This is a genomic window from Rhizobium sp. BK008 (genome assembly GCF_014197345.1).
Taxonomy (GTDB): Bacteria; Pseudomonadota; Alphaproteobacteria; order Rhizobiales; family Rhizobiaceae; genus Rhizobium; species Rhizobium anhuiense.
In genome coordinates this window covers 525210-538657 of the sequence record NZ_JACIFK010000002.1, presented here as the reverse complement: position 1 = coordinate 538657, position 13448 = coordinate 525210, and the positions used below count along the sequence as shown (strand labels likewise).

The 13448-nt window shown below is 59.8% G+C and carries 10 protein-coding genes; 5 read left to right on the top strand and 5 right to left on the bottom strand.

The window, feature by feature from the left end; genetic code table 11:
• The first annotated feature begins 4 nt into the window (after positions 1–4).
• From thiS to FHT69_RS13955, 4 genes are all read left to right on the top strand, one after another.
• Positions 5–202 carry a sulfur carrier protein ThiS gene (gene thiS / locus FHT69_RS13970; protein ID WP_018245349.1) on the top strand — a complete coding sequence of 66 codons (198 nt, stop codon included), beginning with the start codon at positions 5–7 and terminating at the stop codon, positions 200–202.
• A gap of 3 nt (positions 203–205) precedes the next feature.
• The gene (locus FHT69_RS13965) at positions 206–979 is read left to right on the top strand and encodes a thiazole synthase (RefSeq protein WP_097544216.1); all 774 of its coding nucleotides are present in this window, start codon (positions 206–208) and stop codon (positions 977–979) included.
• On the top strand, positions 976–1581 hold the full coding sequence (locus FHT69_RS13960; RefSeq protein ID WP_097544217.1) for a thiamine phosphate synthase: 606 nt from the start codon (positions 976–978) through the stop codon (positions 1579–1581). Before FHT69_RS13965 ends, FHT69_RS13960 begins: the two co-directional genes overlap by 4 nt.
• 298 nt (positions 1582–1879) lie before the next feature.
• Positions 1880–2074: a hypothetical protein gene (locus FHT69_RS13955; RefSeq protein ID WP_183905491.1), complete on the top strand. Its 195-nt coding sequence runs from the start codon at positions 1880–1882 to the stop codon at positions 2072–2074.
• Positions 2075–2417: 343 nt separating this feature from the next.
• On the opposite strand, the gene FHT69_RS13950 is transcribed toward FHT69_RS13955, so the two are convergent.
• From FHT69_RS13950 to FHT69_RS13940, 3 genes are all read right to left on the bottom strand, one after another.
• Complete coding sequence (locus tag FHT69_RS13950; RefSeq protein WP_097544219.1) at positions 2418–2633, bottom strand: hypothetical protein; 216 nt, start codon at positions 2631–2633, stop codon at positions 2418–2420.
• A gap of 1289 nt (positions 2634–3922) precedes the next feature.
• Positions 3923–9460: a trifunctional serine/threonine-protein kinase/ATP-binding protein/sensor histidine kinase gene (locus tag FHT69_RS13945; protein ID WP_183905490.1), complete on the bottom strand. Its 5538-nt coding sequence runs from the start codon at positions 9458–9460 to the stop codon at positions 3923–3925.
• A 708-nt stretch (positions 9461–10168) separates the two neighbouring features.
• Positions 10169–10807: a response regulator transcription factor gene (locus FHT69_RS13940; protein ID WP_183905489.1), complete on the bottom strand. Its 639-nt coding sequence runs from the start codon at positions 10805–10807 to the stop codon at positions 10169–10171.
• A 544-nt stretch (positions 10808–11351) separates the two neighbouring features.
• On the opposite strand from FHT69_RS13940, the gene FHT69_RS13935 reads away from it, so the two are divergent.
• Positions 11352–11747, top strand: a complete 396-nt coding sequence (locus FHT69_RS13935) for a response regulator transcription factor (protein ID WP_183845655.1) — start codon at positions 11352–11354, stop codon at positions 11745–11747.
• A gap of 181 nt (positions 11748–11928) precedes the next feature.
• Here the strand turns inward: FHT69_RS13935 and dinB are convergent, their stop codons facing one another.
• Together dinB and FHT69_RS34170 are read right to left on the bottom strand one after the other, a co-directional pair.
• The gene (dinB, locus tag FHT69_RS13930; protein ID WP_183905488.1) at positions 11929–13020 is read right to left on the bottom strand and encodes a DNA polymerase IV; all 1092 of its coding nucleotides are present in this window, start codon (positions 13018–13020) and stop codon (positions 11929–11931) included.
• Positions 13021–13033: 13 nt separating this feature from the next.
• The gene (locus tag FHT69_RS34170; protein WP_246780723.1) at positions 13034–13288 is read right to left on the bottom strand and encodes a hypothetical protein; all 255 of its coding nucleotides are present in this window, start codon (positions 13286–13288) and stop codon (positions 13034–13036) included.
• Positions 13289–13448: the final 160 nt, after the last annotated feature.

Below are 13448 nucleotides of genomic sequence, written 5' to 3'. Positions count from 1 at the left end.
CCTCATGAAACTGATAATCAATGGCGAAACACAGGTCTGCGAGGCCGTAACCCTGGCCGAACTCCTTCATGTTCTGGAATACGAGGGCGACTGGCTGGCAACCGCCGTCAACGGAGATCTCGTGCATCGCGAGGACCGAGCCGATCACCGGCTCGACGATGGTGACCGTATCGAAATCTTGTCCCCGATGCAGGGAGGTTGATCCATGCTTTCTCTTTATGATGCTGCACTGTCTTCGCGGCTTCTGCTCGGCACCGCGCGTTATCCGTCGCCGGCCGTCCTTGCCGAGGCGGTCAGCCGGTCCGGCGCGGAGATTGTCACCGTCTCGCTTCGCCGCGAAACGGCCGGCGGAAAGACCGGTGGAGCCTTCTTCGAACTCATCCGCCAGCTCGCGGTCCGCGTCCTGCCAAATACCGCGGGATGTCACAGCGCGTCCGAAGCGATCCTGACCGCCAAGATGGCGCGCGAGATATTCGGTACCGACTGGATCAAGCTCGAGGTGATCGGCCACCACGACAGTCTCCAGCCGGATGTATTCGAACTGGTCGAAGCCGCACGCATTCTTTGTGCGGAAGGGTTTTGCGTATTTCCCTATACGACGGACGATCTGGTGGTGGGTGAAAAGCTGGTCTCCGTCGGATGCCGGGTCTTGATGCCCTGGTGCGCGCCGATCGGTTCTGCGGCCGGTCCGCGCAACCCTTCCGCGCTCACCGCCATGCGGAGCGCCTTTCCGGACATCCCGCTGATCGTGGATGCGGGGATCGGGAGACCGTCGCATGCGGCAACGGTGATGGAATTCGGCTACGACGCGGTGCTGCTCAACACGGCGGTCGCCGTCGCAGGCGATCCGCCTGCCATGGCTGAGGCGTTTGGCAAGGCGATCGAGGCCGGAAGGCTCGCTTATCTTTCCGGCATGCTGGAGCCGCGCGACATGGCGGTACCGTCCACCCCGGTTGTCGGAAAGGGCGTTTTCGCATGAGACTTGATCCCTTCTATCTCATCGTCGACAGTTCCGAATGGATCGAACGTCTCGTGCCGCTGGGCGTCAAACTGGTGCAACTGCGGGTGAAGGATCGCCCGGACGAAATCCTGCGCCAGGAAATCCGGCGTTCGAAGGCCGTTTGCGCAGCGGCGAAGTGCCAGCTGGTTGTCAACGACTACTGGAAACTGGCGATCGAGGAGGGATGCGATTTCATCCATCTTGGCCAGGAAGATCTTGGGGAAGCCGACCTTGATGCCATTCGCAGCGCGGGCCTGAAATTCGGCCTTTCCACACATAACGCGTCAGAGCTCGAAACGGCTTTGGCTGCGAGGCCCGACTATGTGGCGCTCGGTCCGGTCTATCCCACCATTCTCAAGCAGATGAAATGGGCGCCGCAAGGCCTGGAACGGATCACAGACTGGAAGAGGCGTGTCGCGCCGTTGCCGCTGGTGGCGATCGGCGGGTTGAATGTCGACAGGCTACAGGGCGTATTCGACGCGCGCGCCGACACCGCGGCCGTTGTCACCGACATTACCTTGAACGTCGATCCAGAAGCGCGGACGCGCGAATGGATCGAACGCACGGCACCGTGGCGTTAGGGAGGTGCCGCCACGCGATGCGAGCTTTTGGAAGGATATACAAGTAGATAGCATCCCTAGTGCTAATGTATCTCTTCACTGGCGGGTAGTAAAATGCTCTACAGTGAGCGACGTTTAAAGGCAAACCACCTGACCCTGCAGGGGCTCCTTTGCCGCCGCGGGGATGCGGGCCTTCTTCCTCTGCCGAGTTGCTGACTAGCGTCGCGGGCCTCGCAGATCCAAGAGCCGCCGAGCAGTCACATCTGACAGACCGCTCACAATCAACGAAAGTCGTTACCGCACCCGGAGGCAGTACACGATGGCAGCGCAAAGATATAGCCGTCGCAAGAACCTCAATATTTACTGGACGGTGTTCGATAAAGTCGTCGGACAGCCGGCCGTCATCAATGGGTTTGTCATGGACATGCTGACCGCCGAGGAGGCCGATAACTTGGTAGATCTGCTAAATCGCGGCAACCAAGCGAGCCTCTGGTGTTACGCTGAATGGTTCTAGAGGCAACCGGCTGCCGCACATTGCGGTGCAACTCGCGCTGGAACGCGGCTACTTCGTCGGAGCGTCGATACGGAACGGCGATGGTTTACAAGGTGGGAATATCGTTGTGAAGTTCCAGTCGGACCATCGAATCCTTCGACGTCGAATGCCGGCGAAGTTGTTTGTCGCAACCGCAAAGGAAAATCTATGTGGCGGTGGATTCTGCTGTGCAGACTATTCCACACCAAAATTCCTGCGCCATGATCGTGCCGCTGGATAATCCCTCGTCGGATCGATTCGCGTTAGAACTTTGCGAAGCCTTCCATCTCGTTCTGTCGTTTGGGCGGGGTCGATATGCTGGACCTCAATTCCCGCCAAGAATATTGAGGGCGTCTTGCAATCTAAGGGCAGCCAGCGCCCTCGTTGCCTCGTCGACGGGCCATCCGGCCCCCATTGCCGCCGACAGCAGGGTGACCTCGGTGTGAAGCTCCAGCCTCTCATAGAGGGGCTCAAGCGCCTCTCTGGCGGTGACAAGATGCTCGTCTGGAGGCGTGATAGGAGTCGGAGATACCGTTGGCATTCTGCGTCCCTTCCTAACGGTTTTGGAACCTGATTGGCCATGGTTCCAAGTGAATGGCTGCCGACGCCGATGCGAACATGACCAATTTGGAGGGGCCAGCACTCAGGAGCAAAAGGTAAAACGAAGAGTGTAGGTCCGCCATCATACTTGTGTATGCGCAAATTATACGGAGGCAGCACACAGGCGGGCTGCTAGGGAGCTATGCCCGGCTCAGCCACTCATTTCGAGCATGAAGGGTGCCCACGTTGCTCCGTGCTCTCCTAGTGGCGCAAACGGCTTCCAAGGTAACGCAGTCCAGGACGACGTTCTATCTGGTTGATGTCATCGACGTGGGAAGAGGAGCGCGCCGAAGGCATCTCATCGCGAGGAGCGGGTGGTGGTCTGATTTTTGGTAGCCGGCCCCGATGAACGGCTAAACCCCCGTATAAGTCGTCTCCTCCTCTTCGCTACCCGATCCTTCCTCAAGATCAATAGCAGGTCGAGCGGCGTCCTGTTACGGTCAGGGTACTTCTCCCGCGCGGCAATGTCAGCTCACGAAGGCGTTCAACACGCCTCCTGATGCCTGCATCAACGACAGACTTGAGGCCATCCACCAACGATAGGTGCCGGCGAGCCGATGGGTCGGACCGTTTGCCTAAGGATTGAGACCATGACACATGAACTCCACCGCATCCAAATCGAACTGGTCCCATTGACGCTGCTTCCCAGCGCATATGGGGAAGCTGGGCCTTGCGCTCCGGGCTCTCCGCTCCACACACCGCCCGATATTTCATCATGGCCGCCTACGGACTTGGAGGCCCATTTGATGATGTTCTCCGTCATGCCATTCGAAACGATCAAGTCTCCCTGGGGACAAGCGCTGCACGCCCAGAGATCTGCCTTTACCCTATATGTTGCTGGAACCCAGTTCGGTCTTCTGTGCTACTCCGTCGGGCTTGTCCGTCTTTTAGACGGCTTCGGGATCTCTGCGCTTCAGTGATTTCCGCGACATGCCGTAAGCCGGGTTTGGGTCCAGAATTGAGGATCATCGAGCTTGGTGCCTAGCACCTTTTAGCTCGTGCAGGCATCTCCGTCGCCTCGTCCAGTTTCCTGGCGCACGATTTCGCGGCACGATCGATGCGCTTGTTGCTTTCGCCACTGCCGCCCCGTTGGCCCGATGGCTGCGACGTGAACGTGAATTCAGCTTCGGCCGTACCTCATCGTCTCGTGACGGAGAAGCGGGCCAGGTCGACGGCCTTCAGCCTGAGACCTGCCCAGGCTGCGAGAGCTTCAGCCAGTTGTTGGTCCAATCAGTTTCCCAACATTGCCATTTGGTCGGCATGCATTGCGCCAGCGGTTTCGTCTCGTTCGAGAGGCAGGGTGAACAGAAACACTGCCCCACGTGGTTCACCAGCGGTGGCCCACATTCGACCGCCGTGAGCCTCGATAATCGAACGGCAGATCGCCAGGCCCATGCCCATGCCGCTCGATTTGGTCGTGTAGAAAGCCTCAAAGAGACGATCCACTGTCTGCGGGTCAAGGCCCGGACCCTTGTCGCGTATCCTGACGACAACGGTTCCTGAGGCATCTGCCCCGGTGCTGATCAGCAGTTCGCGCTCTTCCTCGTTGATGCTGCTCATCGCCTCGATTGCGTTCATGATCAGGTTTAGGATCACCTGTTGTAGCTGGACGCGGTCTCCTTCCACCAACGGGAGGCCCGCCGCGAATTCTGTCTGCAGCGTGACGCCGTGGCGGAGCACTTCACTGCCGGTCAAGGCAATCACGTGACGAATGGCTTCATTGAGGTCGAACCGCTCCTTGCGAGCCGGCTCCTTCGTGATCAAAGCACGGATCCGGCCGATGACATCGCTGGCTCGATTGGCGTTCTCGACGATCCGGCCCAGCGCCTGTGTCGTCTCCTCCAAATTGGGCGGATGGGTTCCGAGCCAGCGCAACGCCGCCTGGGCGTTGGTGAGCGATGCGGCGAGCGGCTGATTGACTTCATGGGCGATGGACGCTGTGAGCTGGCCCATTGTGGCGACGCGATTTGCATGAGCCAGTTGCCCTTGTACCTCGCGCAAGGCTTCCTCGCTCTCCCGTAACGCCTCTTCGGCCTGCCGCCGCTCCGTCAGATCGAGGACGAAAGAGACACCTTCGTTCCTGCTTTCTTCTAGAAGTGCACCGCCGATCAGCACGGGCAGGCGGGTGCCATCTTTCCGAAAATACTCCTTTTCGAACGGCTGGACGGCCCCCATCATCTTCAGCTCTGCGACGGTCCGTGCGTCGCGGTCGCGCCATTCGACCGGCGTCAGGTCCGTCCAGGATAGCCGACCCGAGGCAAGGTCCTCTCGGTCGTAGCCCAACATGCGGAGAAACGCGTCATTGGCTTCAAAAATGCGACCTTCGATATCCCAGATGATAATGCCGATGATGTTGGCCTTGACGAGGCGACGGAACTTGGCTTCGCGTTCAGCGAGATCGCGGTACAACCGGGTATTCTCCAGTGAGATTGCTGCCTGCGAGGCGAGCAACTTCAGCACCGCGATCCGAGCTGGCGCGAAGACCCGAGGGGCGAGGTTATTTTCAAGATAGAGTACCCCGGTCAGTTGGCCCTGATTGAGCAACGGCGCACAGACGATAGAACGAGCACGGTGCCGACAAATATATGGGTCCGCGGCAAATGGATTCTGAGCTGCTGCGTCGTCGAGGACCACGGTTTCGTTCGTGCGCAAGACATAACGAAGGAGCGATTGTGGCAGCGTGAACTCTGTGACGATCGCGTCGAGCATCTGCACCGCGACCGCTTCACCGCAAGTCGTGGCCTCCGCCGCGATCCGGGACTCACCGCCCCGCGGCAGGATCAGCAGGCCGCGCTCGGCGCCCGCCTGCTCAACGGCGGTGCGCAGGATCGTGTCGATCAGCTTTTGAAGGACGATCTCGCCCGACACGGCTTGCGAGATTTTGATGACGGTTGCGAGGTCGAGTTGCTCGACCGGTGCACCAATAGTGCTTGTTGGAGCGGGACTGCGTTCGTCCCCTCTCAGGTCCGGATAGAGCTGGTCGAGTTGCCGCACCTTACCGTCGGCACCCCAGCGTAAATAGCAGCCTCGCGCGTTGCGGAGATAGAGACGAGTGAAGTCTTCGAAGCCTCCCAGCGCATAAAAGCGGGCGGCGAGTTCATATGCGAGGGCTTCATGATGAAGGAAGCCGTTGGCGCGCGCTGCGCGGATCGCTTGTTCGTATAGGCGCACGGCGTCGATTTCGCGGCCTTCAAGCCGTGCTATCTCGGCGCCGACAAGTGCGGCGCGATTCTCGAAGTTCTCCGGGCAATTCTTCGCATAGATCTGAAGCTGTCGGTGGTGGAAAACCAGAGCCTCCGTATGCCGCGCCCGCTGGTCTGCCACAGCATCGTCGCAGCACGCGGCGCGGGCCAGGGCACCGTAGAAATGATGCTCCGGCGTCTCTTCGAAATGCGCTACCGACGTCCATGGCAGCCTCTGCGCCCGCAATGACGCATCGACGGCCGCCTCATAGTCGCCGGCGAAGAACCGGGCCTGGAGTTTTCTGACGAAGTAGCAGATTTCCGCAAGATTCGGATTTTCAGAAAACCGGCGTTCGATCTCACATTCGTCAAAACCGTCGTCGTCAAAGGAACCGAATTTCCGGGTCAACCCGCGCAGCGTCCGGACGAGCCCGAGCTGCGCGCTGGTGAGATCTACGACGAACTGAAACTGCACCTTTTGCGCAAATGCGAGGCCGGTCTCCGCTTGGTGTTGCACTTCCATAAGCGGATCTCCTGCCGCCAGCAGATTCGAATTCAAACTGGCATAGCTGTATCCGGCAAACGTCAGGTCGCCGCTCTGATCGGCAATTTCAAGGGCTCGCCGCAACATGTCGCGGCCGATTCGGACATGTCTCGTCCACGGAATGACGTGAGCCCCGAAGTCTTTGTAAGTCCTGGCCTGAAAGCGTTTCAGGTCGCGCTTTTCGACCAGTTGGCAGCCTAGCTGACCGAAGCGGAAACCGGCCTCATAGTCACCGAAGCGCGGCCCAGCAATATAGCCAAGCGACACGTAATGGTAGCAGGAGCCGTCGCTGTTGCCGCGCTCGAGGCTCAGATTCACAGCCAGGCAGATTGCCATACATGCCAGGTTCGCGTCGGTGTGCCACACCGCCCCCACGAGCCGGGCCAGAATATCCAACGTCGCGGAGGATGCTGGGTCGCTCATCAATGGCAGATCAATGAGATCCTTGATCGCGCGGCTCCCGAGCTGCAACCAGATCCGGTCGTATTCTCGTTGCACCTCCGCGTCGGCCGGATGCGGCGACCAGTCGACGCCGAGATACCGCCTCAGATATTCGAGACCGACGTCTGCGGAGCGGCTGGTCTGCCCGAGCGCAGCATAGAGATCAATGCGCAGGCAGGCGACAGCAGCCTGGTCGTCGGCGCCGACAGCACAACTGGAAAGCTGGGCTAACCGGCCCTCCGCATCCGGCAGCGCGCCAAGCAGGAACTCGCATTCGGCCCGGTTCAGTTCAAGCGCAAACGCCAGTTGGTGCTGGCGCTGCCACCGGTCTTCCGAAAGCATCATCGTGCCAGCAACGAAATAGGTTAGAGCGGAAGCGTATGCCGTCGAGGCCTTGGCGCGCTTGCCGGCCATCAGATTAAACTCTGACAGTTGCTCGCGCTCCTTAGCCGAGTTGATCAGTGCGGCTCCGCGATTAAGCTGGCTGACAATCTCGAAGACATGATCGTCAATCCGCTCCGGCGTAGTATTCGCCGCAAGTCGTCTGCCTATGCGAAGGTGTAACTCGCCGCGTCGATCCTCCGGGATCAGCGAATAGGCGGCTTCCTGAACGCGATCGTGGACGAACCGGTAGGTGCCTGCCAGACGCTCGAGCAGTTCATGAGCGACGGCAGGCCACAAGGCCCCGGCGACTTGCTCCTCCGGGATCCCGAGCACGAGTGAAAGCACCCTGATATCTGCGGTGTTTCCAAGACAGGCGATCTGCTGCAACGCCTCCCGCGTTTCGGGCGGCTGACGCGCGAGCTTGCCGACCATGAGATGCACGACGTTGTCGGTGTATCCCATGGAGTGAATGCGGCTGAGATCCCAGGACCAGCATGCCGCGCGATAGTCGAAAGCGAGCACTCCCTCTTCGGCGAGCGAAAACAGGAACTGACGGACGAAGAACGGATTGCCGCCGGTCTTGTCGTGCATCATTCGGGTGAGCGGGGCCGCACGATCAGGCTGACAGTGGAGCGTATCCGCGATCAACTGCTGGAGACAGTCCTCAGTGAGCGGCGCAAGCGTGATCTCCGCGACCTTGCCGCCCGCGGTCTTGATCACCTCAAGCGTCCGCATCAGCGGATGGGCGGCAGTGACTTCGTTGTCGCGATAGGCACCGATCAGCATGAGGTGTTGCAGATCCGACCGGGTCAGCAGATCCTCAAGCAGATCGAGCGTCGCTCCGTCAAGCCATTGGAGATCGTCGAGGAACAGCGCCAGCGGATGTTCGGGCCGGGCAAAGACACTGATGAACCGCCGGAATACCAGTTGGAATCGTCGTTGCGCGTCCTGTGGCGGAAGTTCCGGGACCGGCGGCTGGTCGCCGATGACGAGCTTCAATTCGGGGACGAAATCGACCATTAGCTTTGCGTTCGGTCCCAGCGTCTCGCTCAGCGCCTCGCGCCACGGTGCCAAATCCGCCTCGCTCTTGGCGAGGAGCCCTTTGAGCAGACCCTGAAAGGCCTGCGCCAGGGTCGCGTAGGGGATGTCCCGTTTGTACTGGTCGAACTTGCCGGACGCAAACAGCCCGCGCGGCGGCACCAGCACCTTGTGGAGTTCGTTGACCACAGCCGACTTTCCGATGCCGGAATAGCCAGAGACCAGCACTAACTCCGGCGCCCCGCCCAGCACCACACGGTCGAAGGCAGCGAGCAAGGTTTCGACCTCATGCTCCCGCCCGTATAGCCTTTCGGGGATCAGCAGCCGGTCTGCGATATCGCGCTCGCCGAGCGGGAACGCCTCAATCCGCGATTCCATTTCCCATTGGCTGAGACAGCGCCTCAGATCGTGCTCGACGCCGCCTGCCGTCTGGTATCGTTCCTCGGCCGTCTTGGCGAGCAGCTTCATGACGATGGCCGAGACTGCCGGTGAAACGTCCGCCGTCCGCTCGTTGGGCGACATCGGCTGTCGTGCAATGTGGCAATGCACCCATTCCATCGGGTCGGAAGCGGCAAAGGGCAGGCTCCCGGTCAGCATTTCGTAAAGTGTCACGCCGAGCGCATAAAGGTCGCTGCGGGAGTCGATCGAGCGGTTCATGCGCCCGGTCTGCTCGGGGGCCATATAGGCAAGCGTTCCCGCAACCACTTCGGGCGGCTCGAGCGCTTGCCGCTCGCGGGATAGGCGTGAGGCAATGCCGAAGCCGGTTAGCCGCACCTCGGCGCACGTGCCCGCTACCAGGATATTGGCCGGTTTGATGTCCTTATGGACCAGGCCGCGCTGGTGGACTCTGCCGAGCGCAGCGGCGATGCTGATCGCTAGGCGCAAGAAAAGTCCGGTTTCCATTGCCGCTCCGAGCCGGCGGGCGAGCGGCTCGCTGCCCGGATCTTCAAGCACCAGCATGGTCCGGCCGCCCTCGCGCACCAACTCAAGCGGTCGCACCGCCCACGCGCTATCGAGCTCATCCTTCAATCCGTATTCATGGTCGAGGCGACCGAGGCTTGAAGGTGTCGGATACTCGAGGGCCGAAAGCACGACCAGCACCGGGTTCCACTTGCCGTCGGCACCCAGGCGCCGTTGCCTGTGGAACACGCGATCACCGTCCTCCCAAAGAACCTCCAAACTCCCATCTCCACCAGCGCGTTTCGGAGATCCGTCCGGTCAAATTGGCCAAAGCGAGCACATATGACGAACCGCAACCACTTCCTCACTTCTACCACATCTCGCCTGTTCGTCCCAACAACGAGGCCATCATCCGCCCGGCCGATACGTGGTCCACCTCTAGGAAAGACCGCCCAGCGGCTGCTGGGCGGTCGGACGGGTCGTGGACCCGCAGAGCTTCGGATGGAGGGAGCGCCGAAGCTTGGTGGTAGCAACGGGGGGATTCGCTACCTGTCTCGCGAGGCAACGAGTAGTCTAGCGATGGAAGGGACGACGCGACATTATACTGTGGTTTCGCTTTGCGATACCTTGGAATACCGGCACGGACACCCATCAGCGAACTTCTGCTCAGCGACTCATGTCGGCGAAGTCATCCTGGCCCGCAATGACTGGGGCGATGGTCTGCTCCTCTAACGCGCGCATGGGTGCCGTCAGTTCGATTCGGTGTCGGTTTCCGTGTTGGAGTCGAAAGTGTCTTGCAGGGACTGAGGCCAAAAAGAAGCCTCCCGCGGGTGGGAGGCCAAGGCGGGCCGATCGGTAGCGATCCGGCCTGGGAGGAGGGGGAAATGAACGCGCACCATAGAGGAGGGCTTCCGCTGGGGCTATTGGCCACCAGGAAGGATCGATTACCAATAAGCAGGGGATGACCTATACGCGCAGCCAAGACCTTTATGAGTTCGTTTGAGTCTTTCCTGGCGCGAGCATCAGCTTGTCAGCCATACGCGCAAGTTCGGGCAGGGATCTGGTGCCCATCTTCTGCATGACCTGGCTACGGTGAACCTTCACCGTAATCTCGCTCACGCCTAGAGCGCTGGCAATCTGCTTGTTGAGCCGTCCTGTCACCACCAAAGCCATCACCTCGCGCTCCCGTGGGGTCAGGCTAGCGAAACGAGCGCGCACCGTCGCCAGCGCCTTTTCATTTTCAAGCCATTCGCGGTCGCGCGCCAGGCCGATGTGAATGGCGTCGAGCAAGTCCTGGTCTCGGAACGGTTTCGTCAGGAACTCGACCGCGCCCCCTTTCATCGCCTTGACAGACATGGGGATGTCGCCGTGCCCGGTGATGAAGACAATCGGCAACTGTATGTTTTCTCTCGACAGCTCGAGCTGAAAATCAAGACCGCTTTGTCCCGGAAGCCGGACATCGAGTACGAGACAGGTCGGTCCATCGGGTCGCCCGGACGTGAGGAAGTCGCCCACGGAAGCGAGGAGATTGACGGCAAAGCCGACCGAACGCAGCAGACTCCCAAGCGCCTCCCGGACCTCGGGGTCATCATCGATAACAATGATGGTCGCTAGCGCCTCGGTCAATCGTCAGAACCTGCAATGTGAATCGACGTTGGCATAATTTACTATCTACGCCTATTGGCCACGAGATGAGAAAACGAATGCCGAAATCGGGTTTCCTTTCGCACGCCACAATGCGCGATAATTACCCCGGCCACAAGGGTGGATGCCGGCGGCCGCAAACGGCGTTTTGCGCATCGTGGAGCGGCCAGCGTCGCCGGCGAACGAACCTTCTGTCGGGGCGCGTCGCTTGGTTCGGGAAGAGTAGCCTGCAGGACGGCTCTCCACCCTTTCGGCGCGGGCACATTTGAGACGACCGTTCTCCAACCCACATTTTCTGCATTAACGAACTTCCCACGCGTATGGCTCTGTTTTCGCAGCGCGCGTCGGTCTCCTCATTTGCATGTTCCGCGCGTTCACATTCCCAGTTCGTCGCAGAACTGTTTAGGCAGCGTATACGAGCGTATAGCTTGCGGTGACTTTGTCGCCGCCCGATAATAAGTCCATCCAGCAACTCGCCATAACGCCATTTAGGCGCGACGCCCATCGGCGAAGTCGGGAGGCGGCGGTGCCAACCAAGAAACCTCTGATTGCGATCGTCGACGACGACGAGTCGATGCGGGAGGCTATCAAGGGGCTCATAAGGTCGATGGGATTTGACGCCGAGACCTTTTCATCCGCGGATGATTTCTTGAGATTCCCTGATATCCGCCGCACGGCCTGCCTTGTGACTGACATCAATATGCCCGGAATGAGTGGTCTCGATTTGCACCACCGGCTGGTCGCGCTGGGCAAGAGCATTCCGACTGTTCTGATCACCGCCTTTCCAGAAAAGAATGTGCGCGCGTCTGCGTTGGGCGCGGACGTCGTCGGCTGCCTGACAAAACCGTTTGGCGAACAGATTTTGCTTGATTGCATCCGTTCTGCGCTAGTTCTCAATAGCGAGGGCGAAAGCGGTTCGTGAGGTCGCAAATTCCAACGGAATTTCACATCAGACGGCTTCGACGAAACTCCGGCCTCTCAGCTTCGATCTGCCGCAAGCAGGTCAAGGGAACTTAGGCGAGGGGCGGTACCACTGGCAGGCGCGGGAACGCCGGTGCGGAGCGCATCCAATCTAAAACCAACCGCGCTACATCTAATGTGACCTAAAACGCGAGCCGCAACTGCGGCGTCGCTTCAGATCTACGCCGCTCCAGCGAAGACAGCGACACGCCAAGCAGGCGTATGCCTTTTCGCGGCGGGAAGATTGGCGCGAGAAGCAGGTCGACCACCCCCTCAAGATCGGCAATTGCTGGCAGTGCTGACGGAACTGTCTTGCTACGGGTGATCTGGCTGAAGTCGGCATACTTGATTTTGAGCGTCACCGTCTTGGCGCCGATTTCATTGGCCTCACAATAGCCCCATACCTTTTCGATCAGCGACTGAAGCCCGTTGCGCGCGGGTTCATAAGAATGGATGTCGGCAGAGAAAGTGTCTTCCGCACCGACGGATTTCCGCACCCGGTCCGGTCTGACCTGACGATTGTCGATGCCGCGGGCGATCCCGTAGAAATACGGTCCCGACTTCCCGAAGTGTTCGACGAGGAAGTCGAGCGTTTTCTCCTTCAGGTCCGCTCCCGTGTCGATCCCGAGCCGATGCATCTTCTCGGCCGTTGCCGGTCCCACGCCATGGAATTTCTTGATGGGAAGCTGTTCGACGAAGGCGGGGCCGTTCTTGGGGGTGATGACGGCCTGGCCGTTCGGCTTGTTGAGGTCGCTTGCCATCTTGGCCAGAAACTTGTTGTAAGAAATTCCCGCCGACGCGTTGAGCCCCGTCGCCGCCTTGATCCTCGCTCGGATCTCTTCGGCGATCTCGGTCGCAATCTCCATGCCCTTCAGGTTGTCGGTGACGTCGAGATAGGCCTCGTCGAGCGACAGTGGCTCGATCATCGGCGTGTATTCGGCGAAAATCGAGCGGATCTGCAACGACACGGCTTTGTAAACATCAAAGCGCGGCTTGACGAAGACAAGGTCCGGGCATTTCCGCTGGGCGGTCACCGAAGGCATGGCGGAATGGACGCCGAATTTGCGTGCCTCGTAGCTGGCGGCCGCCACGACCCCGCGGGCAGCAGGACTGCCGACAGCAACCGGCACACCTCGCAGCTCCGGATTGTCGCGCTGCTCGACCGATGCGTAGAAGGCATCCATGTCGACATGCACGATCTTGCGCGGCCGTTCGCGGTTGTCTTCGCCTGTCATTATCTAGCTTCCATCAGCAAAGACCATCACTCAAACATGGGAAGTGTGCTCCACACTTGTCACCTCGCGGCGTCTGCATCCGCTCGCAGCCCATGGCCATGCGCCGGCGGATTTCCGCGAAGGTGACGCTTGCGCCAAACGCTTTGACCAACAGTTTGCGCTCATGTGTACAATGGCGATCGCAGAGGAGGCATATGAGTTCGACCACCGGGACCTGGTGATCTTGCAGTCTCGGGATCGTATCGTCCACAAGCCGCGTTCGGCGCATCCAAAAATATTCCTGTCTCAACATCCGATTGAATCCGCTGGCGATTTTTATCTTTTGTACCGGCGCTCAACTTCAGCGGGTCATATGCGCATTGACTCATTTATCTCTTCGGAACAAATACAGAACATATTGCTGTTACTCAAGCCGAAAACGGGTTGCC